Genomic DNA, 22,233 nt, shown 5'->3' with positions numbered 1-22,233 from the left:
CGTAGATACACACTGACATGATCCTCTCTCATTTGAATTTTATTGAAGTAATCGCAAAGTAACCACTTCAACTCGTAAATGCGTAAGCTGCCACACTAAAAGCGGCATAGATATAGCTACTATGCAGTTGCTTCCCTTTCGCACCTCCTGCGCCCATAGCTACAAACAAAGGCATTAGATGTTCATCTGTCGGATGGTTCTCTTTGGCATAGGGAGCGCGTTGTCGGTACTGCAATAGTGCTTCCTGATTGCCTTCAGAAATATTTTGGGCAAGCCATTGATCAAAAACGCGCACCCAATCGGGAGGTTCGGCATTATAAGATTTGCCAAAAGCATACATATTGTGAGTAGCACTACCACTGCCGATAATCAATACACCTTCATGACGTAAGGGGTCTAGGGCTTTGCCTATTTGCCAATGATGGAGAGGATCGCGGTAGGACTGCATCGATAGCTGCGTCACAGGAATATCGGCGGCTGGATAGGCAAGAAACAACGGAGTCCAAGCTCCATGATCCAAGCCTCTTGTGGGATGCGTTTCACAGGGAATACCTGCTTGCGTCAGTAATGTAACTACGCGATCGCTAAGTTCTGGTGATCCCAATGCAGGATAGTTCAGTTCATAGAGTTGGCTGGGAAATCCTGAAAAGTCATAGATAGTTCTGGGATGAGTCGCAGCGCTCACCATTGGGGGATCAGAATGCCAATGTGCCGAGATCACCAAAATTGCTTTGGGCTTAGGAAATTGCTGATGTAGCGATCTCAAAAAATCACTAACAGTACCATCTCGAATCGGTAAATCTGGCGCACCGTGGGATAAGAAAATTGCGGGTAAGCTGTCCATATATATGTTTTATATAGAATAGTTCTAGCTAGAACTATGTTCATAGATTAGTGCCTGTAATTTAGGTTGTCAATAGCTCAGAAAGATGAGTTGCTGCGCGAAGCGCAGCAACTCATCTTTAAAAAGCTTGTCTAAGACGACTGAGTAAAACTTTGAGTAACTCTAGCTCCGAAGGTTCAAGTTTCTCAAACCGTTCTTTAATATGAGCAATGTGGGCTGGAAAGACCTGCTCGAAAACCTCTTGCCCCTTTGTCGTTAATTGCACGTTCACACAGCGACGATTATCTAAGGGAGTTTCTCTGGTTACTAATTCTTTTTGGATTAGGCGATCGATCACCCCAGTCAAAGTCCCTTTAGTAATTAAAGTTTTTTCGCCTAACTCCCCCATATTCATGCCATTGGTATTACCAAGGGAAGCAATAACATCAAACTGAGCAGGCGTAAGATCAAATTGGCGGATATGGGTTTCGGAATAAGCCGACAATGCTTGATAGGTTCTGACTAATTCGCGCATTGTTGGGATAAAGGCTTCACGGGCAGCTTGGACAGATTTATTCTGCGTTGAGGTCATTTGATTATTATTAGAACTATTTTGATTAGTAATATTATAGTTAAGGAATTGCTGCGTGATGCGCTGCAATTCCTTAAGCTCGAAATATGGATAAATAATATCGATCTACATAAGTCTTGGATTAGAACCTTAGACTACTTAAGTAGTTCAGCATCGTTAAAACCCCAAAAACAGAGCTTGTGTCGCCCGCGTAGCGGGCGACACAAGCAGGTTTTTAGTTTACTTATGCTGAACTACTTAGTAGTAGCGTATGAAAGCAAGATAACGATGCAAGATTTCAATTGGAAAAAGCTGCAAAATGGCTCAGATATTCGTGGCGTAGCGATCGCAGGCGTACCCAATGAAGACGTAAACCTAACTCCTGCCATTGCCAAAATCCTCGGACAATCTTTTGCAATTTGGCTATCTCAGAAACTAGACAAACCTACCTCAAACTTACTAATTTCCGTAGGGCGCGATAGTCGACTATCGGGTGCGGAGTTAATGCAAGCAGTAATGGAAGGAATAACGTCCCTTGGTAGTCAGGTATATGACTTTGCGATCGCATCGACACCAGCGATGTTTATGAGTACTGTTACCGATGGCTTTAACTGTGATGGGGCAATTATGCTCACGGCGAGTCATCTACCCTTCAATCGCAATGGCTTAAAGTTTTTTACGGCTCAAGGTGGCTTAGAGAAAAAAGATATTACTGATATTCTCAATCTTGCCGAGAAGAACGAATTTGTAATTTCCGCTTCTCAAGGAAATATCACCAAGCATGATTTTATCTCAGTCTATGCGAATCAATTTGTCACCAAAATTCGTGAAGCAGTCAATCATCCCGACCATTACGAACAACCACTTCAGGGATTAAAAATCATCGTTGATGCAGGGAATGGGGCTGGTGGATTCTATGCTAGTAAAGTCTTAGAACCTCTCGGTGCAGATATTACGGGTAGCCAGTTTCTCGATCCCGATGGCACATTTCCCAATCACGTTCCCAATCCTGAAGATAAAGTAGCAATGGCTTCTATTTGTGAAGCAGTTGTTAAACATCAAGCAGATTTTGGGATTATTTTTGATACTGATGTCGATCGCAGTGCAGCGGTCGATCAATTTGGCAAAGAGCTTAATCGTAATCGCTTAATTGCGCTTATTTCGGCGATCGTCCTCAAGGAGCATCCCAACTCAGCCATTGTCACTGATTCGATTACCTCCGATGGACTGGCTAAATTCATTGCCGAGGATTTGCAAGGTGTGCACCATCGCTTCAAACGTGGTTACAAAAATGTAATCAACGAGTCAATCCGTCTTAATCAATCAGGGCAAGAGTCTTGGCTAGCGATCGAGACTTCAGGACACGGTGCAATGAAGGAGAACTATTTCCTTGATGATGGCGCTTATTTGGTAAGTAAGCTCCTGATTGAATTAGCCAAGTCTAAATTAGCGGGAAAATCGCTCACCGATTTAATTGCCAACTTACAAGAGCCAGTCGAAAGCGAAGAGTTTCGTATCAAAATGCTGGTAGAGGATTTTAAATCTTTAGGAGAGAAGGTCATTAAAGATTTACAAGACTTTTCCTCGAACCAAACCGATTGGCAGATCGTACCGAATAATTATGAAGGTATCCGCGTTTCCTGTACTGCTGATGATGAGAATGGCTGGTTTCTACTACGGCTCTCATTACATGATCCTGTAATGCCTTTAAATATTGAATCGAATATTCAAGGTGGCGTTGCCAAGATTACAAATCAATTATTCGCTTTCTTACAACCCATTGACGGATTGGATCTTTCTGCCTTCCAAAAATAAAAAAGCTACCCAGTGGACAGCCTTTTCGGTGACGATCAGGAAGGATAAGCGGCGCTTATTCTTCCCTAAAAATATTCCCAAAGTAAATGCCAATACCCATGAATTATGAAAATTCGCAAGAGTCTAAACTGATCGAGATAGAAGAAAGTAAATTAGCTAAAAAAGACCATCTAGGAACTTTGCCAGACAAGATTAGTAATGCGATCACGCTAATTCTGGTGATTACCTTTGCCTCAGTGTGCGGACTGTCATTGATTTTGCTGACATTAGCAGTATCTTTAAATAAAGTTACTTTTGCGGAAGCTAAAGATTTTTTTAGCCTGATCTTGGTGGCGCTGATTGCCATGACTGGCACATCATTGGGATTTTATTTGGGAAGAAAGTAAAAAACTATTTCATGAAGGCAGCACTTCGCGCCGCCTTCATGAAATAGTTTTTTAGAAAAGACTTGCAGAAAATAGACCACCAATACAGACCATACTGATTGCCCACATTGGCGATCGCAACCAAGGTAAATCAAGAATATAGAACAAGGTAAACAAAACCCTTGCTGCTAAAAATATCAATATATCGAGGGAAGTCTTATCAGAGGCAGAGTTACTAACATAGGCCGTGAGGGCAGCAGCCGCAAATAAGGCAAATACTTCAAAGGAATTTTGGTGCGCCCATGTAGCGCGTTTGGCATAGTCAGGCAAGCGATCGAACATTGCTCTCGGTGCATTTACGTCATAGCCAACACTCACTCGTCCATAGGCGACAACGATGTAAGGCAAGTAGATCAATCCCCCAGCGATCGCAATTCCATAGAGTAGTATTTGTGATGGAGTTAAAGTCAGGCTCATAGCAGTTTGTCGAAATATGCGATCAATAAAGTTAACTTTTGTTAAGCTTATCCTACAGGAAAAATCGACTTAGGGTTCTGCGATTTAATAAGGAACCAAATTTTTAGTGGCGCGGCGAAGCCGCGCCACTAAAAATCGGTTCTTTATTTTCCTGCATGTCTCTTACCTCTAATAAAATGACTCAACCGCAATTTAAGATTCGTCCCGCTACAATTCAGGATGTTCCAGCCATTTTTTCGCTAGTTCTTGCCCTTGCTGACTATGAGAAACTCTCGGATCAGGTCACAGGCGATAGTCAAACTCTCCAAGCAGATCTATTTGGCGAAAATCCTTGTATTGAAGCGATCGTGGCGGAGATAGAACCGAATCAAATTGTAGGATTTGCCCTGTTTTTTACCAGCTATTCCACCTTCCTCACCCGTCGCGGCATCTATCTCGAAGATCTATTTGTACTATCGGAATATCGAGGTATCGGCATTGGTAAAGCTCTAATTACTAACCTTGCTCAGATTGCAGTATCCAGAGGCTATGGTCGCTTTGAGTGGTCAGTTTTGGATTGGAATGAACCTGCGATCGCCTTTTATACTCGCATTGGCGCAGAAATTCTTCCCGATTGGCGCATTTGTCGGGTTACGGGTGCAGCATTAGCCCAATTAGCAGAATAGTTATTCAGCAACGTTTTGTGGATGCAAAGCGTTGCAAGGTTCAAAAGCGACCGAGTTTCTGATCATGTTGACAATGCACAACTTCTTTAGCCTTTTTGAGAGAGTCCCTTAAGATAAACAATTAAAAATTGTGATGCTAAAACTCTATTTTGTTCGTCATGGTGAAAGTCTCGCTAACCTGCTCCAAGAATTTTCTAACACTGGCTGCAAACATCCTCTAACTGAGAATGGAATCAATCAAGCGAAGTCATTAGCAAATCAATTGTCTAGTTTGCAGATTACCCAGATTTATTCTAGCCCTATCTTGAGAGCCTTACAGACTGCCCAAATTTTATCCGACCACTTACAAGCACCTCTAGAAATCACACCAGCATTACAAGAATGGAGCGTAGGTATTTACGAAGGTACAACTGCTCAAATTGGATGGGATCTGCACCATCAAGTTCAAGATGACTGGTTTATTCATCAAAACCTTGATAGTAAGATGCCAAACGGAGAGAGCTTTCGCGAAATTCAAGCAAGGTTCAATCCCTTTATTGAAAGATTAGTAGAAAATGGAAGATACTCTGATCAAAATGTTGTTCTAGTTGCTCATGGAGGCTTATATTTGGCTATGTTGCCGAGTATTTTAAAAAATGTTAGTTTTACCTTTGCGCGTCAACATGGCTTTCCCCATACTTCCTATGCAGTTGCCGAACTTCGATCTGATGGACTATACTGCACCTCATGGGGAACAGTCTCTTTGTCTATCCAATAAAGTACTAATTTCGCAATCATCATTTGTAGAGATTTTTGAGGAGATCCTCTTTAAGCATGAGTTTTGCTCAACTATAAAAACTTTAAAATCTACGAGGAGATAGCTCAATCACATTCCGTCCGATTTTGATATCGAGATTGCCGAAGAAATCATGACCTAACAATCCTATATTTGCTTTCGTGGCGATCGGGACAGGCATCATTTGAACTTTGAGAGAGCCCAATGAAATTGATTTTACTTTGCCGATAGGAAAGTTAACCTTACTTCCATCGGCAATATCAAACTCCTCTGAAGTATCGGGTACAACATTCAGTGTTTGAGCCATTTCGGCAGTAATTAAAGTTCTACTTGCTCCAGTATCTAACATCATTTCATAGACACGATTACCATTAAAAGTTACTTCAACAACAGGAATACCACGCATACGTCTCTTAATGGGAATTCTGACTGTTTCATTTTGGCTACCGCTACATAGACCACTGAGATCGATGCGCCGCCCTTTAGAATTAACCATGAAACAATCTAAATCTTGGGCATTTGCTTGATTGACAAAGTTAAATTTATTGACAAATAACTCACTCATACCAATCAAAGAACTAACTATTAAAGTAATCGTTGCTAAATTGGTTTTGGACATAATCTAAAGGGTTTTGATATTTTGCAGCTTACTGAATATTTTGTCATAAATAAGTAGCTGGGCATAATTAAAAATCAGAGCCAAAACCTGTGGCGCACGCTGCGCGTGCGCCACAGGTTTTGGGGTTTTATATTTAATTGCGCCCACCTACTTATAATGATGAGTGGCGATTCGTTCTATCCATCATTTATTTAGGATCATTAGGAGAAGCCCATCCGAGCAAATTGGATAACCAACCTCGTTGTTGGGGTGGTGGGAGAGATTTTTTCTCATTAGAAATAGCAGGCTTTGGCTTTGGCTCACTTTTTTGCTCAGGATTAGAATTACCTAGATCTTTAATATGTTTTAGGGCTAGTGGCTCTTTAGGGTTTAGTTGAAGCGATCGCTGAAAGCTAATTTTTGCCATTTGGGGCTGATTAGTATTTTTATAAACCACACCCAACATTGCAAGACATTTACTATTATCTTTATTCATTTGCAAAACTTCGCGTAATTCCTTGAGAGCATTTTTCCAGTCGTTTTGACTGATATACACCTCACAGATTTTCAAGCGATCTGCGATCTCCTTGTTATTTAATACTTCTTCATTAGTCTGAATTACTGTTGCATCGTCGTCATTCTGGCTATTTGCTGTTGGTTGATAGGTTTGATATGTAGACCTCACATTGGCGTAAGTAGAATTTGTATAAGGATTTTGTACTGCTGATGGGGGATAGGCTGGTGGGAAGTACGCATTTTTAGGCTGAATCATTGGCAATAGGACAGGTGGCATATTCGGCACACCGTATATGTACCCTTCTTTGTAGAGAATGTAGACCAGATTCAATTCACTAATTTGTCCCGTATATTGCAAAATATTGTCTAGAGATTGATATTGCACCTTAGCGATCGCAGAAACTGAACGCTCATACAAACCATCATTAGGCGCAAATAGTAACTCACAGGCGATCGCTGAATGAATCGGCACATTGCGGGACTTCTGCATGAGGCGCTTAGCAAGTAATTTAAATATCCCTTGATAGGCTTGGCGTTCCTGCTCTTTCATCAAGATGTCATAGGCAGGATTGACTAGCTTTGCGAGGTACTGCGTTGCAACTGCCTTTTCCTCTGGCGAAAACCCGTAAACATCGGGGTGCAAAATACGAGCAATGCTCAGATAGACATGGCGGATGTAAATGGGGCTAGTGATAATTGGCAAACCCAATGCAGCGTAATAGTCATGATTAAACTGACTAATACCTCGATCAATGCGGATAAACTGGAGCTTTTGCTCCTTGGGCAGTTGATTCATAGTTGCTCGCCTTGAGCATAGCTGAATTGTAGTTTTGCTCAGATAATCTAATACATACTTTAGCGCTAAACTAAAAAGATAGAAGTGTTGCTTTGCGTCACCTCTATCTTAAGAAATGTAGTAATGCTAAACCCCAAAATAAAAATGCCGCTTTTTTCCTCTCTAATATTTAGGAATGCAATGGCAATACAGTAAGTGGCAATAAGGAAAATCCTAGCCAAAATAGCGATCGCCAAGAAAACTTGGGCAGTGGCTCAGGTTCAGCTAATAAAAAGTTAATCCGTTCTTCTAGGCGATCGCTTGTATTTGTTGAACCAAAAGCGGCGGCAAAGGTTTCGGATGGCAGCATATTATAGCTGACCATTTCTAATAGTGATTCGGCGAGTAATAAGCCATCTAAATATTGAGCTGCCCAGCGATCAGCACGTAGTTCACGTAATAGTAGCAACTCTTCCCAAAGTTCTTGGGTATTGGGCAACCAAGGCATAATTTGACGGAGACAACCTAGCCAGAAAAACCAGAATGTATCGTGGTAATGGGCATGGGCGCGTTCATGGAGTAAAACTGCTTCGAGATGTTCGGCATCAAGGGTATCGAGCAAACCTTGGCTCACAAAAAGCTTTGATTTCCAAAACCCAATTTGCGCGGCAAACAACATTGGAATATTTAGCAACTGCATGGGATCTGAGCTATTTGCTACTTCGCTATTGATAACTAACTTTTGCAATTTTTGTAAGGATTGCCAGCCAATCAAGGCAAGTTGTCCACTGCGAAAAATGCTATACATCAAAAATATAAAGGCGATCGCATAGCTGACATAGCCAGCTTGCAAACCGATCATTTGACCTTCGGCTCCCATACATAGCACGGCGATCGCGGTCGTGACGACTAGCATCGGCGGCAGTACAAAGCAAAATAAGGCTCTATGCCAACGCATTTGCCAAGTTAATGATGAATTATGGCTACTCTGCCAACCGTAACGCAAACCCCACGCTAAGCCGAGAGAACCCACAAGCATCACAGAATGCATCGAGAAAAATAGCATGGCTAACCTTCCTGTGACTGTTCTCTAGATTGGCGAATAGTTTTGAGACGTGTCGCGATCGCTTCAAGCTTGTCCATACTGGCGCGATCAAGATCATTGGCAAAGGCTGCCACAATGTCCGCATCACCCACTTCTAAGAAACGATTGAGTTGGTGATAAGCAGTTAAGGCTTGTGCTTCCTCTCGGGAAATTAGGGTCTGCCAATAGAAGGTACGTCCCTCTTTATCGCAGGCGATCCAACCCTTTTGCTCGAGGCGGCGCAATACTGTCATCACTGAGCCATAGGCTAACTCGCGATCGGGATCGGCAAGAATGCGATCGTGGATATCCGTCGCACTAATTCTTGTGCTATCCCAAATAATATTGAGGAGTTCCGACTCTAAGGGACCAAGCGATAACTGTTTCGGTCGATATTTCGGTAATGGAGTCATAGCTGCTCAAATTACATTTGCTTACTACTATAGCGCTTTGCACATTTACAAGAGAGATGAGAAGTTTTGCGCCACATCTCTCTTAGGACTTCTACGAAGCGGCACTACGAAGCGACACATTGAATAGAATTAATTTCCATTGCATCGGAAACATAACAAGCACCACCAAATTTATTAATCACTGGTCTGAGATTTTCGACTAATAATTTGGTTTTATCTGCCAAGAAGAATGCAATCACATAATCATTTTCCAGCATACTCATATCCAGATCACCTGAGTTTGTACCACTGACTCCTTTGCCCACCACATTACGGATGACCGTATAGTTTAAAACCCCAACGGTTTCTAAAACCTTGATGATTTTATGGGATTCGACAGAATCAGATACAATTTCGATCCTTTTCACCGCGTGCATAGTTTTATCTCGACTAAAATAATAAATTCTAGAATGACTAACGCTTGGCGCTATCTATTCTAAATATGGAGATCCACCTAAATTATGGGTGCTTTTATTCGTAAGGTGGATGATCTTGCATTTTATTTAACGTAAGTTCGGACTAGTTAACATTTGGTTAAAAAAAACAGCCTTGCATGACAAGACTGTTTATATTGCTTTGTACTACTAGAAACCCTAGTGATTTCTTCAAAGACTTGTTTTGCAAGCTTTTTAGGAAATCACCTTACTGGCAAATATAGCGTTTCTTAGTTTTAGGGAAGTAAGGGTTTGTTTCCTCGCCTTTAGAGAGGACACAACTCTCTGTACCTCGCTAGCTTGAAAAGCACTATATCAATAGGCATTTAGAAGATTATTTTGAGTCTAGACCCAAAATAAATTGATTACATATAAATATAAAGGAATTCCGACAATAATGTTGAAGGGGAATGTGACAGCTAGGGCAGTCGAGACATAGAGGCTGGGATTTGCTTCTGGCACGGTCAGACGCATCGCGGCAGGTACGGCGATATAAGATGCACTAGCACATAGCACTGCAAATAGAAGGGCATCTCCCTGAGACATCGAAATTAATCTGGCGATCGCAATCCCCACACCCGAATTTAAGATTGGCATCAAAATCGCAAAGGCAATTAAAAATACGCCTGTTTTTTGTAAATCTTTAATACGTTTTGCGGCGACTAATCCCATATCCATCAAGAAGAAAGTCAACACGCCATAAAACATATCTTGGGTAAAGGGTGACAGGACATGCCAACCTCTTTCCCCTGTGAGGCAGCCAATAATTAAGCTACCAACTAGCAAAAATACGGAGCTATTCAGAAAAGCTTCACGGAGGACTTCCCCCCATGCAAATTCTCGTTCTTCGCCTTTTTCGGCTTTTTCTGCGGCGGTGAATAGACTGACGAGGATCAATCCGACAATAATTGCGGGGGACTCCATCAGCGCCAAAGCAGCGACCATATAGCCATCAAAGGGAATATTTAACTGTCCCAAAAATGAGCTAGCGGTAATGAAGGTAACAGCACTAATCGAGCCATAGGTTGCGGCGATCGCAGCAGCATTATAGGCATCAAGCTTAATTCTGAGAATGAAAAATGAATAGACGGGGACAAGGCAAGCCATGAGGATTGCTGCAACCATTGTCAGTACTACTTCTTGGCTAATCCCGCTTTTGACAAGCTCGACACCACCCTTAAAGCCGATCGCTAGAAGTAAATATAGTGAGAATAATTTCGGAATTGGCGGCGGAATTTCTAAATCCGACTTAATCAATACTGCCATCATGCCTAAGAAAAAGAACAAGATCGGCGGATTGAGAACATTAGAAACAATTAGGTCTAAATCCATGTGGACAGATCCATATAAAAATAAAAGATTTTTTTAGAAACAAATTGTGCAGAAGTAATTTTTTAAATAATTAATACCTGATGTCAGTCTACAGAATTGTATGGCGATCTCAATCGCAAATGCGTTATTAGGGTCACATGCTTACAGATTTCATCAACTCAAAGAAATGAAAACTCTTGCAAGGTGGCTCTTTTCACTGCTTTGGTTTGATAGCATATGACTAGCTAGGCGCAAATATAAAACCCAAAAAGCTGTGGCGCACGCGCAGCGTGCGCCACAACTTTTTGGGTTTTATCAAAGTTTTGTCTTTGGGAGATTATCAAGATGACAGCGATCGCTACTCCTCGTCTCAAAAATCAAGAGCCAATATCCCAGCCACTCCTTACCGATCAATGGATTAGCGCAACATGGGAAGAGTTTGTGCAGATTCTCGAAAATCCTCTATATGCAGACTCGCGATGTTATTACGACAAAAATCAATTTAGGCAAATGAGGATTGAAACAGAGTTAGTTAACTCTGCACACGCACTCGATCATGGCATGACTCTTTTTGCAATTAGCTTGTACTGCACATTGGCAGCTGCTATTCCTGCAAGAGGTTTGATCAATTGCAGCTATACAAAAACAGGAGTTCAAGGGTGTCAACCCGATATCTCTTACTACATCGGTGAATCTGCAAGTTTAGTGCCACGCAGCAACTTCGTAGTAAATCTCGATGAATTTGCCGTTCCTAATTTGGTGATCGAAATATCTAGTTCTACGCTAGGCGACGACTTAGGCAAGAAACGATTACTTTATGAGCAATTGGGAACTAATGAATATTGGGTTGTTGATGTCCAAGAAGTAAGAATCATTGCCTTTGAAATGCTCAATGGTGGCAGTCGTCAGATTACGGAGTCGAAGTTGCTAGGTGGTTTAGCGATCGCCGATCTCGAATTTGCCCTAAGACTCAGCCGCGAAAAATCTCAATCTGAGGTTGGGGCATGGCTTTTACAAAAATATAGCGATCGCTAGTTTATATATCTACTACGCTTCGCGCAGTAGATATATGATTGGGGCAAGACTTTTATAGAAATAGCGATTGCTATTTCTATAGTTACAGCGCGAAGAGCAGTAACTATAATATTTTAAACATGACTTTTATAGAAATATAGCGATCGCTAGTTAGCGATTTTCAAGCAGATAGGACAAATTTCTCGCCGAAGAGGGGAAATTTGCCTCATTAGACTAGCGATCGCTATATATCTAAAAATTCACATAAGGATTTTAAATCAAGCGTTATACTATGGTTAGATATAGGCTGCATACTATTTTCTGATTAGTTGCTAGGCTGTCTTTTGCGTGAATTCCATAGTGAATTCTACAAACACTTAAAGTTAGAAATTACAGTTGGAAAAATGAGCGAACCAACTCCCTACGAAAAACTAGGAGTCCATGACGAAGCCTCCTTTGAAGAAGTGCGTGATGCACGCGATCGCCTATTGCGCGAATATGAGGGGGATGAGTCTCAACAAGAAGTGATCGAGGTTGCCTACGATGCCATCCTTATGGATCGTTTACGCGCCCGTAAAGAAGGCAAAATAGCTGTTCCCGATCGGATTCGCTATCCTGAACGCCTATCGACAGCGATTCCTGCGGCTTTACAAAATAATCCCCAACGTCGCGCTCCCTCTTGGTTATCAAGATTACTAGACAGTCCTAGTCAAAAAGACATTTACATTTCTCTGGGGATTTTTACTGGACTTGGGGCAATCAGCTTTTTTGTACCAACCGCCACCACCACTTGGCTCTCATTTGGCTTGATTGTTAGTGTCTATTTACTCACTCGCAAAGAAAATCGTTTTGGACGCGCTCTGTTGATTTCCTTGTCGGGGATCACTGTGGGGGTAGTGCTTGCGGCTTTGACTAACCAAGTTTTAGTATTGTCCCGTTTGGTAAGCGATGGATTTTTCCCTAGCCCTATCCAAATGGCAATTATTTTGTTAGTCATGTGGCTCCATGCTTGTTTCTTGCGTTAATTTAGCTGTTATCGATTAGCTGTTAGTTTTTGGCTATGGAAAGTAGCTGCAGCTATGAATGACTAAAAAGGTAAAAAGGTATTGTGAGGATATTGCAAGACAAGCATCTCACAATACCTTTTTTAAGATATAGCAATCCAAAAGCTAAAAGCTAATCACTAAAAGCTAAAAGCCAAAAGCTAACAGCCAAAAGCTACTTTCCAACGAGATATACCGATATGACCTTAAAATTTGGGATCGCCCAGCTTAATCCGATCATTGGTGATTTGGTGGGTAACTGCGATCGCCTGTTGTCTGCGATCCAAAATTTGGCGGCGCAGGGTGTGCAGTTAGTCCTCACCCCTGAACTATCTATCTGTGGCTATCCGCCTCGCGATTTATTGATGAGTCGCCAATTTGTGCGCGATATGGACTCAGCGATCGCCGATTTAGCCAAGAAACTTCCCCATGATGTGGCAGTACTAGTGGGGACAGTTTCCATAAATCCGCAGGCAAGTCAGGTGGGGGGCAAGCCTCTGTTTAATAGTGCCGCTTTGTTACAGGATGGCAAAGTGCAGCAAATTTTCCATAAGCGATTGTTGCCGACCTATGACGTATTTGATGAAGATCGTTATTTTGAGGTGGGTGAGGGGAGTCAAGTTTTTACATTAAAGCTGTCAGACCAAGCGTCATTGCGAGTGGGCGTGACCATTTGCGAGGATATTTGGAATGATGAGAAGTTTTGGGGAAAACGGAACTATGCGGATGATCCTGTGGCGGAACTAGCGCAAAAAGAAGTGGATTTGCTGGTTAATTTATCCGCTTCTCCCTATGCTGTCGGTAAGCAGAAATTACGTGAAGCCATGCTCAGCCATAGTGCGATCGTGCATAACTTGCCCTTGCTCTATGCCAATCAGGTCGGCGCAAATGACGATCTGATTTTTGATGGGCGCAGTATGGCGTTTAATCGCGATGGCGAAATTGTGGCGCGGGGCAAAGGTTTTGATGAAGATTTACTTGTAATTGATTTTGAGCAAGTTGGTCAGAGTCCAAATTTATCAAGCTATGAAAGTGACGATGCGGAAATTTTTGCGGCTCTAGTTCTTGGTGTAAGGGACTATGTGCAGAAATGTCGCTTTCGGAAGGTCGTCATTGGTTTAAGTGGCGGTATTGACTCAGCGCTAGTTGCGGCGATCGCCACAGAGGCGATCGGCAAAGAGAATGTTTTGGGTGTGATGATGCCTTCTCCCTATAGTTCCGATCATTCGATTACCGATGCGATCGCCCTTGCCCAGAATTTAGGAATTACCACAGAAACAATTCCCATTCAGCCAATGATGTCGGCTTTTGATCATAGTTTGGCGCATCTATTTGCGGGACGCGCCAGTGATGTCACTGAAGAGAATTTACAATCGCGGATTCGGGGGAGCTTGCTCATGGCGATCTCCAATAAATTCGGACATTTGCTAATTTCTACGGGTAATAAATCTGAAGTGTCCGTGGGCTATTGCACTCTCTATGGGGATATGAATGGTGGTCTGGCGGCGATCGCTGATGTCCCAAAAACGCGAGTATTTTCGATTTGCGAATGGCTCAATCGCACTAATTCACCGCTAGCAATTAAGCAGGGTGTTGCGGAAGTTATTCCTGTAAATATCATCACAAAGCCCCCTAGTGCAGAGCTAAAGCCCGATCAAGTCGATCAAGATTCCCTACCGCCCTACGATATTCTCGATGATATTTTGCATAAATTAATTAACCAGCATTTATCGGCAGCCGAAATCATTGCCTCTGGACATGAGCAAGCAACGGTTGATCGCGTAGTGCGTCTGGTCAAAATTGCCGAATTCAAACGCCGCCAAGCTGCCCCTGGTTTAAAAATTACTGATCGCGCCTTTGGCTCTGGTTGGAGAATGCCGATCGCTAGTAAAGTTACCCCCTAAAAAATTCTGCGTTAATATACTTGACGCATCCCTCATCCCCCACCCCCTTCTCCCGCAGGAGAAGGGGAGTAAGATTTCTTGTTCCCATCTCCTGCGGGAGAGGGGCTAGGGGTGAGGGCAAAGATGACTTTGGTGTGTTAAGTATATGAATGCCAAAAATTCTGCGGCGCAGAATTTTTTCTAAAGCGATCGCACTGGCACTTGATGAGCGCTGAGATATTCTTTAATTTCAGTAATCGTTAATTCGCCATAGTGTAGTAGTGAGGCTAGCAATGCTGCTTCGGCTTTACCTTCTGTCACGGCTTGGAGAATATGCTCGCAATTACCTGCCCCACCTGAAGCAATTACAGGCACTTCTACTAAATCCGCAACTTGGCGCGTAAGTTCGAGATCGTAACCAGCTTTGGTTCCATCCGCATCCATACTGGTCAGCAAGATTTCCCCTGCACCACGCTTAACAACTTCCTGCGCCCACCAGAGCGCATCAATACCCGTATTTTCACGCCCACCACGTACATATACATCCCAGCCTAAATTCTGGGGATCGTTTCTGCGACGGGCATCGATCGCTACAACAATGCACTGATTACCAAAGCGATCGCTACTGCGATTAATGAGGTCAGGATCATGAACGGCGGCGGAATTCATGCTGACCTTATCGGCTCCTGCCCGTAACAGTTCGCGAATATTGTCGAGATTGCGGACACCACCACCAACGGTGAGGGGAATAAAAACTTGCTCAGCAGTACGATAGACCACATCTAAAATCGTGCCGCGATCTTCATGGGTAGCAGTGATGTCAAGAAATACTAGTTCATCGGCTCCTGCTTGGTTATAAGCCTGTGCTAGTTCTACGGGATCGCCAGCATCCTTGAGATCGACAAAGTTCACCCCTTTGACGACTCGACCTGCTTTTACATCAAGACAAGGCAAAATCCGTTTCGCCAGCATAAGCCTTTTAACTATTCCACAATCACAGTAAGAGTGAATATTCTACCTTAAAAGGCAATGGCGGCGCTTCGCGCCGCCATTGCCTTATTTTAGAATTACGATCTCATCGCGATCGCTTGCTTGCTGAAACTCTTCACCAAAATCACAATTTACCAACTCACCTAATTGAATATTCTGCTCAAAATTGGGAATGGCGGGATTGATTTCGAGCGATCGCAAACATAGAGATAGACGGGTGATTTCGATAGATTCCTCGACCACATCACAGCCAAAGAGATTATGCTGCAAAATATGTGCGATTACTTCCGTGGGATTCCTATGCACAAGGACTTCAGGATGGGGAGAGAATTTGGTTAAGAGATGATGGATACGCTCATGTTCAGAAATTAAAAACTCCAGTGCCGTAGTCAGAAATACGCCTGCACCACATTTTGGATGCACAATTTTGATATTGAGTAAACGCTCTTGATATGCTTTGCAATATGCCAAGGTGTCTTGAGCAAACTGGCGATCGCGATCGTCATCTTTATTTCCTAGAGACAAATGCTGCTGTAAAGTGCGAATAACGGACTCACTGTGGAGAATTGCTTTGCAAGGTAACTTAGGAGTACGTCTTTTGCTGAGATTGCCCAGATCTTTGCGATATTGCGACAATTCTTTAATGGAATCATCAAAAAGTGCGGTCAGAATATGGCGAGTAATATCTTCCCCAAAGTCAAACCGCGCAATCTCTTTAATCTGACGACATAGCTCATCCCCCACAAACAGCGCACCATCTAAAATGCGATCGCTTTCAAATAAACTCGATGGATAAGCATTAATCGGATTGTGATAATTGGGATTCCCCTTTTGTACCCAACGAAAAACCGCCTTGTAATTTTCCCAAATATGTTGCTCTACATAGGGATTGATAAACTCGTAAGCATCTTTAATCAGATGTTCAGGCAGTAATCCGCGATCTTCACAACAAGCGACAAATAAGATGCGATTCAATAATTTCTGGGCTTGATAAATCGCGATCGCAATGACATCTTCGGTACTAATTTGCAGATGTGAGTCCAAATTGCCTGTATTGGGGGCTTGGGCAAGCAAGAGCAAACGATAGCGAAAATCTTTAATTAACTGACTACGAATTTTGTAATAGTGACTGTGAAAATTTTTAAGAACTTCAGCTTCCAGTTGGTGTGATTCTTCTAATAGCTGGGTGGTACGCGATCGCTCCTCACTATTAGCAATGCCCCGCAAAAGTGTCCGCCGCGATAGTAAAAAATAAAAAGCCTTAAGTTGTTCTAAATCCGCCAGCGATTCCCACGCAAATCTTTGGCAAAACAGTCCTGAAACATCGCGATGGTAAAGACAGATCTCACGATAGTCCAGCACGATCATCCATTCAGTCGTCTCATGCTGCGGCTCAGGCTTGACGATCGCCCCTTCTTCGGCAGCATTAACAATAATTTCGGCAATGACATTAACCGAAGTTTCTGTAAAAAAACCTACGGCAGGTTTGGGATGTAGCTCTAGTTCCCAAGCCCCCCCTGCCGTCTCGAAGGGGGATTTGTACCCCAAAATATCAACAAAAATATCGTGTAAAAACTGCGCTTCCGCAATTAGATTCGACGGTTCGCCATCATTGGCAAAGCATAACCACCGTTGAATAATTTGAAAGCGATCGCCCAAGTCTCTCGGAAAGCCAAAGGAACTAACCCGCCTCGCGAGCGGCTTAGGATGAAACAGAGAATAATAGGGCGATCGCTGATTCATTCATCTTTGACGACATTTTGAGTTAGTTTCTTTTCTGCCTCTACCTCAGCAAGCAACTTTTCGCGATCTTCGGGAGACATTTCCTCAAGTTGCTTTGCCAAAACTGCCTTTTTGTAATCATCAAGTTGCTGATTGTAGGTCATGGTTTGAGTGACGGCTCGAAAGACATAGGTAGAAATCCAAGCTAGCAACACACCGACAAGGACAACCTGACTCCAAACGCCTGCATTGGTTGCATCGAAGCCGTAGGCGCGAAAAGCCCAAAAGGCAACTCCACCAAATCCAAAAAAAGCAACCATAATTGCTATGGCATCAATGCGGCGCATAATCTTCAATCTCTCAAATATTTATTTAAATCAGCGCTAAGCGCTGATTTAAAGGCATTTTTAACTAGTGCTTTAAATAGTGCGTGCTTCGGGGCGGAAGTTAAAGAAGGGTGAGAGTACTAATAAACCGGGGAAGAAGAAAAAGGCTAAAAAACAAATGAATACTCTTTCAAGAGAGCCTGTTTTGTACCAACGTGCCTTGAAATAAAACAAAATGATCAGAGGTAAAACAAGTAAATATGTACCTGCGATCGCGGCATACACAATTGCGGCAAGCATTGGGGCAGAGAGAAGAAACGACATATTTCTATACAGGATTGTGTAGGTGTATCTGTTAATAGATTGTAACAGTATAGTAATCGCGCAACTCAAAAAATCAACATGACCAAAGTTCCATCTCGATTTTCTGTGTTAGGGATGGGCAGCCGCCCATCCCTAACACAGAAAATCGGACTACCAGATTTTTAGGTTGCATAGAATCTAGCAAAATTTGTGTTTGATTTTAGTTTGTTAGGGTGCTAACATAAGAAACGCTGAAAATTTTACCCGAATACATCCCTAAGACTGTGGCACCTCAACAACAAAAGATTCGGATTCGTCTCAAAGCTTTCGATCATCGCCTGCTAGATTCTTCCTGCGAAAAAATCGTCGAAACTGCTAATCGTACAAACGCGGCTGCCGTTGGCCCTATTCCTCTGCCAACACGCCGTCGCATCTACTGCGTTCTCAGATCGCCCCACGTAGATAAGGACTCTCGCGAACATTTTGAAACTCGTACCCATAGTCGGATTATCGACATTTATCAACCTTCCGCAAAAACCATCGATGCTCTCATGAAGCTCGATCTTGCTGCTGGTGTCGATATCGAAGTAAAACTCTAAAGTTCAACCTTCAAGAAAAGCCCAGAATTATGGAAGTATTCAAGTATTGCTTTCATAACTCTGGGTTTTTCTCATCAAAGCAATAAAATAAGGGAGGTGTAGCACCTCCCTTATTTTATTGCTTACCAAGTAATACCAAAACTAAAAATGGCTACGCCATTTTTAGTTTTGGTATTACTACTTTAAGATTTGGGATTAAAGTAAATCCCTGTCATTTGCAGAACTTATATTTCGTCACAAATATGGTTTTATTTGTAATGGGAAAAGAGCCGTTTTCCTATACTTAAGCAGGAAGTTTCTGGTTTTCTGGTTATTAGTAAATATTAGTGAAATATATACGGAATAAAAATGCTGAAAAAGCTAAAGCTTAAACACCTTCTTGCCTTTGCCCTTGCGGCGATCGCTGCCATCATGTCAATGACAATTGGGCAAAGTTGGGAGCCTGTGGTAGCTCAAAATCAGTCACAAAATCAAGTTCAAAAGCAAGCCCAAAAACCTGCGGAAGCACCACTTCAAACTATTAGTTTGCAAAATGCTGGTTTACAGTTACAAGAGGTTGCTCAAGGTGTATATGCACTGATTGCTAGTACTGATTTCCCACCTGCGAGTCCTGCGGTCGCGATCGCCAATGGTGGGATTGTTATCGGTAGCGAGAGTGTATTGGTGATTGACCCATTTCAAACCTCAGATTTAGCTGAACTATTGATTGCGACAGTAAAATCCTTGACAGATAAGCCAATCAAGTATGTTTTGAATACCCATTATCACTTTGACCATACAGGCGGTAACGTTGCCTTTGTAAAGCAAAATATTCCTGTGATTGGACGTGGTGTAATTCGTGAATATATCCAGAGCGGAAAAAATAATACTAATGGCATTACCCCACCAACGGTGATTGTTAATAGCCAGACTGATATTTGGTTAGGCGATCGCCAAGTCCGCATTGAACGTGTCGATGGACATTCGGCGGGTACGGATCTGGTTGCCTATGTTCCCGATGCCAAAGTCCTATTTACAGGCGATATGGTTTTCAATAAGCGAATTCCCTACACTGGCGATAGCGATATTCGTCAATGGCAAGGCAGCTTGTATCGCTTGATTGCCACTTTCCCTGAAGCGAAGGTTGTCCCCGGACATGGTGATGTCACTGATGTAACTGGTTTACAAGCTCAGCAGGCTTATTTCAGTTGGTTAGAGCGCACAGCTTTGGAATGGAAAGCTCAGATTTTAACAAAGGAGCAAGTATTGGAGAAATTCGCGAAAGTACCTGATGCTTACAAAGACTACAAATTTAAAGGTATCTATCCTCTAAATTTAGAGTCCGCCTATGAGCAATTTACTCGTAGCAGAACTATTCCCTTAATTCCTTAAACTAATAAAGAGCGTTCCTAAAAGACGCTCTTTATTGTTTTGTAGAGCTTCATGATCTAGTTCTAAGAAAGCATTATGCTAAAAAATTTCAAAAAACCAAGCTATATAGCTTTAGTACTAAGTAACTGGACGCAATTAAATATAAAACCCCAAAAACTGTGGCGCACGCTGCGCGTGCGCCACAGTTTTTGGTTCTGGGTTTTAACTATGCCCAGCTACTTAACAGCGATCGCTGCCATCATGGTGTCGATGGGCGATGGTGTGCTTCCTGCCACATCTCAACCTCAAACGCAAAAACAAGTACCTAAAGCAGCACCTACGCAAACACCAAAGCCAACACCGAAAAATAAACCATTGCCAGTGGTTAAAAAAATTGGCTTACAAGATGCTGGCTTAAAATTACAAAAGGTGGGGCAAGGAGTTTATGCCCTAGTTGCTAGTGCTGATATCCCACCCGTAATACCAACAGTGGCAATTTGTAATGGGGGGATTGTCATTGGTAGTGATAGTGTTTTGGTCATCGATCCCTTTCATTCACCTCAATTGGCGGAATTGATGATCACAACGGTGAAATCACTCACAGATAAACCCATTAAGTATGTCTTAAATACGCATTATCATTTTGCGCGAACTGGAGGCAATGCCACTTTTATCAATTTGGGTATTCCTGTGATTGGACGTGGGGCGATTCGTGAATATATTTACATGGGTAAAGATGGAACAAAGGGCTTTACACCTCCTAATTTAGTCCTTAATAGTCAAGTCACCCTCGATCTTTGGTTAGGCGATCGCCAAGTCAAAATTGAGCCTGTAGATGGTCATGCGGCTGGCACTGATTTGGTCGTTTATGTACCTGATGCAAAGGTTTTATTTACTGGGGATATGGTTTTTCATAAGCGAATTCCCTACACTGGTGATAGTGATATTCGTAAGTGGCAAGGTAGCTTAGCTCGCTTAATTACGAATTTTCCCAATGCGAAAGTGGTGCCCGGAGAAGGAGAAGTTACCGATGTGACTGCGGTGAAAGATCAGCAAACTTACTTTAGTTGGTTAGAAAATTTAGCATTTCAATGGAAAGCACAAAATTTGACTAAGGAGCAAGTCCTAGAGAAATTTGCCAAAGTGCCCGATGCTTACAAAGACTACAAATTTCAAAGCTTATATAGCCTAACCTTAGTCTCAGCCTATGAACAATTTACGCGGAGCCAAAATATTCCCTTGATTCCCTAAATCTGAAGCAAATCAGGTGTCACGCTCCTTACTTACATTCCTTTATTCCCTGTTGTTATGATTATTCGTCCTTTTAAATTGACTTTACTCATTGGTTTGAGCTTACTTTCAGCGATCGCGGCGGTGATATTTGGTGTATCCAAGGCAGATGCTTTGCAAGTAATGCTGAAGCCAAATCCACCTGTACTTGGGGATACGGTATCGGTATGGATTGCCACCGATCAAAAAACAGGCGTGCCACCAACGGTATTGGTCGATCGCAAGCAGTTTCCTGCTTTTCAAATGTCAGCCAATCGCTGGCGGGCGTTTATTCCCACAACTCCCCTTGATCAAGCGGGACTAAAGCAGGTGGTGGTCACAGGCGATGGCTTGCAGCAAACTTTAGCGATGCAATTAGGCGATCGTGACTTTCCGACGCAGAGTATTTGGCTGAGTGGTTCTGGTAGTGATTTAGAGCCAACGGATTACGAATGGGACAAGGTATCGGCATTTAAGAAACTAGTGACACCTCAAAAGTTCTGGAATGGGGCATTTTTGAAACCCAATGAAGGCGAGATTACTACAGGCTTTGGGGTACGTCGCTATTACAATGGCGAATTTGCTAATGACTATTACCATCGTGGCATTGACTATGCGGGGGGCTATGGCTCACCTGTGATTGCTCCTGCGGCTGGATATGTGCGCTTAGTAGGAACAGTGTCACAGGGTTTTCGTTTGCATGGCAATACTGTTGGTGTCGATCACGGGCAAGGCGTAGAGAGTATATTTATCCATCTCAGCGAAATTTATGTCAAAGAAGGAGATTTTGTGAAGGCAGGACAGCCCATTGGTGCAGTTGGAGCAACAGGTGCGGCAACTGGCCCCCATTTGCACTGGGGACTTTATGTGAATGGTGAGTCGATCAATCCTGTAGCTTGGCGATACGAAGGTGTCGAATAAACAAACTCACTTCGTGCGTTTGTTTAAGCAAATTGAGCTCGGGATCACTTAAAACGGGATTTGAGAGATGGTTTGCTACGCAAACCATCTCTCAAATCCCAAAAGTAAAAGCCTTACTACGCAAGGCTTTTACTTTTGGGATTTTAAAATTT

General features: G+C 42.7%; 24 protein-coding genes. 11 read left to right on the top strand and 13 right to left on the bottom strand.

The window, feature by feature from the left end; genetic code table 11:
• Nucleotides 1-67: 67 nt before the first annotated feature.
• Both NMG48_RS13595 and NMG48_RS13590 read right to left on the bottom strand, forming a co-directional pair.
• The gene (locus NMG48_RS13595; RefSeq protein WP_271252058.1) at nt 68-844 is read right to left on the bottom strand and encodes a DODA-type extradiol aromatic ring-opening family dioxygenase; all 777 of its coding nucleotides are present in this window, start codon (nt 842-844) and stop codon (nt 68-70) included.
• 118 nt (nt 845-962) lie between these two features.
• Complete coding sequence (locus tag NMG48_RS13590) at nt 963-1,415, bottom strand: MarR family winged helix-turn-helix transcriptional regulator (RefSeq protein ID WP_271252057.1); 453 nt, start codon at nt 1,413-1,415, stop codon at nt 963-965.
• 267 nt (nt 1,416-1,682) lie between these two features.
• Between NMG48_RS13590 and NMG48_RS13585 the strand changes: the two genes are divergently transcribed.
• The gene (locus tag NMG48_RS13585; RefSeq protein WP_271252056.1) at nt 1,683-3,209 is read left to right on the top strand and encodes a phosphomannomutase/phosphoglucomutase; all 1,527 of its coding nucleotides are present in this window, start codon (nt 1,683-1,685) and stop codon (nt 3,207-3,209) included.
• An 86-nt stretch (nt 3,210-3,295) separates the two neighbouring features.
• Nucleotides 3,296-3,595, top strand: coding sequence for a hypothetical protein (locus NMG48_RS13580; protein WP_271252055.1), 300 nt, complete (start codon nt 3,296-3,298; stop codon nt 3,593-3,595).
• A gap of 51 nt (nt 3,596-3,646) precedes the next feature.
• On the opposite strand, the gene NMG48_RS13575 is transcribed toward NMG48_RS13580, so the two are convergent.
• Nucleotides 3,647-4,051 carry an MAPEG family protein gene (locus NMG48_RS13575; RefSeq protein WP_271252054.1) on the bottom strand — a complete coding sequence of 135 codons (405 nt, stop codon included), beginning with the start codon at nt 4,049-4,051 and terminating at the stop codon, nt 3,647-3,649.
• A 176-nt stretch (nt 4,052-4,227) separates the two neighbouring features.
• On the opposite strand from NMG48_RS13575, the gene NMG48_RS13570 reads away from it, so the two are divergent.
• A complete protein-coding gene (locus NMG48_RS13570) occupies nt 4,228-4,716 on the top strand; it encodes a GNAT family N-acetyltransferase (RefSeq protein WP_271252053.1) in 489 nt (162 codons plus the stop codon).
• 133 nt (nt 4,717-4,849) lie between these two features.
• A complete protein-coding gene (locus NMG48_RS13565) occupies nt 4,850-5,473 on the top strand; it encodes a histidine phosphatase family protein (protein WP_271252052.1) in 624 nt (207 codons plus the stop codon).
• Nucleotides 5,474-5,555: 82 nt separating this feature from the next.
• Here NMG48_RS13565 and NMG48_RS13560 read toward each other — a convergent pair whose 3' ends face one another.
• The 6 genes from NMG48_RS13560 to NMG48_RS13535 all read right to left on the bottom strand — a co-directional run bounded on the left by NMG48_RS13560 (nt 5,556) and on the right by NMG48_RS13535 (nt 10,682).
• The gene (locus NMG48_RS13560) at nt 5,556-6,110 is read right to left on the bottom strand and encodes a retropepsin-like aspartic protease family protein (protein ID WP_271252051.1); all 555 of its coding nucleotides are present in this window, start codon (nt 6,108-6,110) and stop codon (nt 5,556-5,558) included.
• Nucleotides 6,111-6,297: 187 nt separating this feature from the next.
• On the bottom strand, nt 6,298-7,401 hold the full coding sequence (locus tag NMG48_RS13555; RefSeq protein ID WP_271252050.1) for a DnaJ domain-containing protein: 1,104 nt from the start codon (nt 7,399-7,401) through the stop codon (nt 6,298-6,300).
• Nucleotides 7,402-7,570: 169 nt separating this feature from the next.
• The gene (locus NMG48_RS13550; RefSeq protein WP_271252049.1) at nt 7,571-8,446 is read right to left on the bottom strand and encodes a M56 family metallopeptidase; all 876 of its coding nucleotides are present in this window, start codon (nt 8,444-8,446) and stop codon (nt 7,571-7,573) included.
• Nucleotides 8,447-8,448: 2 nt separating this feature from the next.
• Entirely contained in the window at nt 8,449-8,877 is a 429-nt protein-coding gene (locus tag NMG48_RS13545; RefSeq protein ID WP_271252048.1) for a BlaI/MecI/CopY family transcriptional regulator, read from the bottom strand.
• Nucleotides 8,878-8,981: 104 nt separating this feature from the next.
• The gene (locus tag NMG48_RS13540; protein ID WP_271252047.1) at nt 8,982-9,293 is read right to left on the bottom strand and encodes a P-II family nitrogen regulator; all 312 of its coding nucleotides are present in this window, start codon (nt 9,291-9,293) and stop codon (nt 8,982-8,984) included.
• A 402-nt stretch (nt 9,294-9,695) separates the two neighbouring features.
• The gene (locus NMG48_RS13535) at nt 9,696-10,682 is read right to left on the bottom strand and encodes a sodium-dependent bicarbonate transport family permease (RefSeq protein WP_169365862.1); all 987 of its coding nucleotides are present in this window, start codon (nt 10,680-10,682) and stop codon (nt 9,696-9,698) included.
• A 324-nt stretch (nt 10,683-11,006) separates the two neighbouring features.
• On the opposite strand from NMG48_RS13535, the gene NMG48_RS13530 reads away from it, so the two are divergent.
• The 3 genes from NMG48_RS13530 to NMG48_RS13520 all read left to right on the top strand — a co-directional run bounded on the left by NMG48_RS13530 (nt 11,007) and on the right by NMG48_RS13520 (nt 14,622).
• Complete coding sequence (locus tag NMG48_RS13530; protein ID WP_271252046.1) at nt 11,007-11,696, top strand: Uma2 family endonuclease; 690 nt, start codon at nt 11,007-11,009, stop codon at nt 11,694-11,696.
• A gap of 383 nt (nt 11,697-12,079) precedes the next feature.
• Entirely contained in the window at nt 12,080-12,700 is a 621-nt protein-coding gene (locus tag NMG48_RS13525; RefSeq protein WP_126385655.1) for a CPP1-like family protein, read from the top strand.
• A gap of 218 nt (nt 12,701-12,918) precedes the next feature.
• Entirely contained in the window at nt 12,919-14,622 is a 1,704-nt protein-coding gene (locus NMG48_RS13520; protein ID WP_271252045.1) for an NAD+ synthase, read from the top strand.
• A gap of 180 nt (nt 14,623-14,802) precedes the next feature.
• On the opposite strand, the gene hisF is transcribed toward NMG48_RS13520, so the two are convergent.
• The 4 genes from hisF to ndhL all read right to left on the bottom strand — a co-directional run bounded on the left by hisF (nt 14,803) and on the right by ndhL (nt 17,963).
• Nucleotides 14,803-15,573 carry an imidazole glycerol phosphate synthase subunit HisF gene (gene hisF / locus NMG48_RS13515; protein WP_271252044.1) on the bottom strand — a complete coding sequence of 257 codons (771 nt, stop codon included), beginning with the start codon at nt 15,571-15,573 and terminating at the stop codon, nt 14,803-14,805.
• An 84-nt stretch (nt 15,574-15,657) separates the two neighbouring features.
• Nucleotides 15,658-17,334 (bottom strand): hypothetical protein, encoded by a 1,677-nt coding sequence (locus NMG48_RS13510; protein ID WP_271252043.1) that lies wholly within the window; start codon nt 17,332-17,334, stop codon nt 15,658-15,660.
• Nucleotides 17,331-17,660: a DUF3007 family protein gene (locus tag NMG48_RS13505; RefSeq protein ID WP_271252042.1), complete on the bottom strand. Its 330-nt coding sequence runs from the start codon at nt 17,658-17,660 to the stop codon at nt 17,331-17,333. Before NMG48_RS13505 ends, NMG48_RS13510 begins: the two co-directional genes overlap by 4 nt.
• Before the next feature lie 72 nt (nt 17,661-17,732).
• Nucleotides 17,733-17,963 (bottom strand): NAD(P)H-quinone oxidoreductase subunit L, encoded by a 231-nt coding sequence (gene ndhL / locus NMG48_RS13500; protein ID WP_169365856.1) that lies wholly within the window; start codon nt 17,961-17,963, stop codon nt 17,733-17,735.
• A 263-nt stretch (nt 17,964-18,226) separates the two neighbouring features.
• Here ndhL and rpsJ point away from each other — a divergent pair, with 263 nt between their 5' ends.
• From rpsJ to NMG48_RS13480, 4 genes are all read left to right on the top strand, one after another.
• A complete protein-coding gene (rpsJ, locus tag NMG48_RS13495; RefSeq protein ID WP_009625825.1) occupies nt 18,227-18,541 on the top strand; it encodes a 30S ribosomal protein S10 in 315 nt (104 codons plus the stop codon).
• 348 nt (nt 18,542-18,889) lie between these two features.
• A complete protein-coding gene (locus NMG48_RS13490) occupies nt 18,890-19,912 on the top strand; it encodes an MBL fold metallo-hydrolase (protein WP_271252041.1) in 1,023 nt (340 codons plus the stop codon).
• 207 nt (nt 19,913-20,119) lie between these two features.
• Complete coding sequence (locus NMG48_RS13485; RefSeq protein WP_271252040.1) at nt 20,120-21,142, top strand: MBL fold metallo-hydrolase; 1,023 nt, start codon at nt 20,120-20,122, stop codon at nt 21,140-21,142.
• A 57-nt stretch (nt 21,143-21,199) separates the two neighbouring features.
• Nucleotides 21,200-22,081 (top strand): M23 family metallopeptidase, encoded by an 882-nt coding sequence (locus NMG48_RS13480; RefSeq protein WP_271252039.1) that lies wholly within the window; start codon nt 21,200-21,202, stop codon nt 22,079-22,081.
• Nucleotides 22,082-22,233 lie beyond the last annotated feature (152 nt).

The sequence above is a fragment of the Pseudanabaena sp. Chao 1811 genome, from assembly GCF_027942295.1.
Classification (GTDB): Bacteria; Cyanobacteriota; Cyanobacteriia; order Pseudanabaenales; family Pseudanabaenaceae; genus Pseudanabaena.
The sequence above is the reverse complement of the archived record's forward strand: the minus strand, read 5'-3'. Positions and strand labels throughout refer to the sequence as shown.

Excerpts from the sequence above, each read along its gene's own strand:
- NMG48_RS13485 (WP_271252040.1), top strand. The coding sequence starts at position 20,120 with ATGCCCAGCTACTTAACAGCGATCGCTGCCATCATGGTGTCGATGGGC.
- ndhL (WP_169365856.1), bottom strand. The coding sequence starts at position 17,963 with ATGTCGTTTCTTCTCTCTGCCCCAATGCTTGCCGCAATTGTGTATGCC.
- NMG48_RS13520 (WP_271252045.1), top strand. The coding sequence starts at position 12,919 with ATGACCTTAAAATTTGGGATCGCCCAGCTTAATCCGATCATTGGTGAT.
- NMG48_RS13590 (WP_271252057.1), bottom strand. The coding sequence starts at position 1,415 with ATGACCTCAACGCAGAATAAATCTGTCCAAGCTGCCCGTGAAGCCTTT.
- NMG48_RS13595 (WP_271252058.1), bottom strand. The coding sequence starts at position 844 with ATGGACAGCTTACCCGCAATTTTCTTATCCCACGGTGCGCCAGATTTA.
- NMG48_RS13535 (WP_169365862.1), bottom strand. The coding sequence starts at position 10,682 with ATGGATTTAGACCTAATTGTTTCTAATGTTCTCAATCCGCCGATCTTG.
- NMG48_RS13480 (WP_271252039.1), top strand. The coding sequence starts at position 21,200 with ATGATTATTCGTCCTTTTAAATTGACTTTACTCATTGGTTTGAGCTTA.
- NMG48_RS13550 (WP_271252049.1), bottom strand. The coding sequence starts at position 8,446 with ATGCTATTTTTCTCGATGCATTCTGTGATGCTTGTGGGTTCTCTCGGC.
- NMG48_RS13505 (WP_271252042.1), bottom strand. The coding sequence starts at position 17,660 with ATGCGCCGCATTGATGCCATAGCAATTATGGTTGCTTTTTTTGGATTT.
- NMG48_RS13545 (WP_271252048.1), bottom strand. The coding sequence starts at position 8,877 with ATGACTCCATTACCGAAATATCGACCGAAACAGTTATCGCTTGGTCCC.
- NMG48_RS13525 (WP_126385655.1), top strand. The coding sequence starts at position 12,080 with ATGAGCGAACCAACTCCCTACGAAAAACTAGGAGTCCATGACGAAGCC.
- NMG48_RS13530 (WP_271252046.1), top strand. The coding sequence starts at position 11,007 with ATGACAGCGATCGCTACTCCTCGTCTCAAAAATCAAGAGCCAATATCC.
- NMG48_RS13490 (WP_271252041.1), top strand. The coding sequence starts at position 18,890 with ATGCTGAAAAAGCTAAAGCTTAAACACCTTCTTGCCTTTGCCCTTGCG.
- NMG48_RS13560 (WP_271252051.1), bottom strand. The coding sequence starts at position 6,110 with ATGTCCAAAACCAATTTAGCAACGATTACTTTAATAGTTAGTTCTTTG.
- NMG48_RS13585 (WP_271252056.1), top strand. The coding sequence starts at position 1,683 with ATGCAAGATTTCAATTGGAAAAAGCTGCAAAATGGCTCAGATATTCGT.
- NMG48_RS13575 (WP_271252054.1), bottom strand. The coding sequence starts at position 4,051 with ATGAGCCTGACTTTAACTCCATCACAAATACTACTCTATGGAATTGCG.
- NMG48_RS13555 (WP_271252050.1), bottom strand. The coding sequence starts at position 7,401 with ATGAATCAACTGCCCAAGGAGCAAAAGCTCCAGTTTATCCGCATTGAT.
- hisF (WP_271252044.1), bottom strand. The coding sequence starts at position 15,573 with ATGCTGGCGAAACGGATTTTGCCTTGTCTTGATGTAAAAGCAGGTCGA.
- NMG48_RS13565 (WP_271252052.1), top strand. The coding sequence starts at position 4,850 with ATGCTAAAACTCTATTTTGTTCGTCATGGTGAAAGTCTCGCTAACCTG.
- NMG48_RS13540 (WP_271252047.1), bottom strand. The coding sequence starts at position 9,293 with ATGCACGCGGTGAAAAGGATCGAAATTGTATCTGATTCTGTCGAATCC.
- NMG48_RS13580 (WP_271252055.1), top strand. The coding sequence starts at position 3,296 with ATGCCAATACCCATGAATTATGAAAATTCGCAAGAGTCTAAACTGATC.
- NMG48_RS13570 (WP_271252053.1), top strand. The coding sequence starts at position 4,228 with ATGACTCAACCGCAATTTAAGATTCGTCCCGCTACAATTCAGGATGTT.
- NMG48_RS13510 (WP_271252043.1), bottom strand. The coding sequence starts at position 17,334 with ATGAATCAGCGATCGCCCTATTATTCTCTGTTTCATCCTAAGCCGCTC.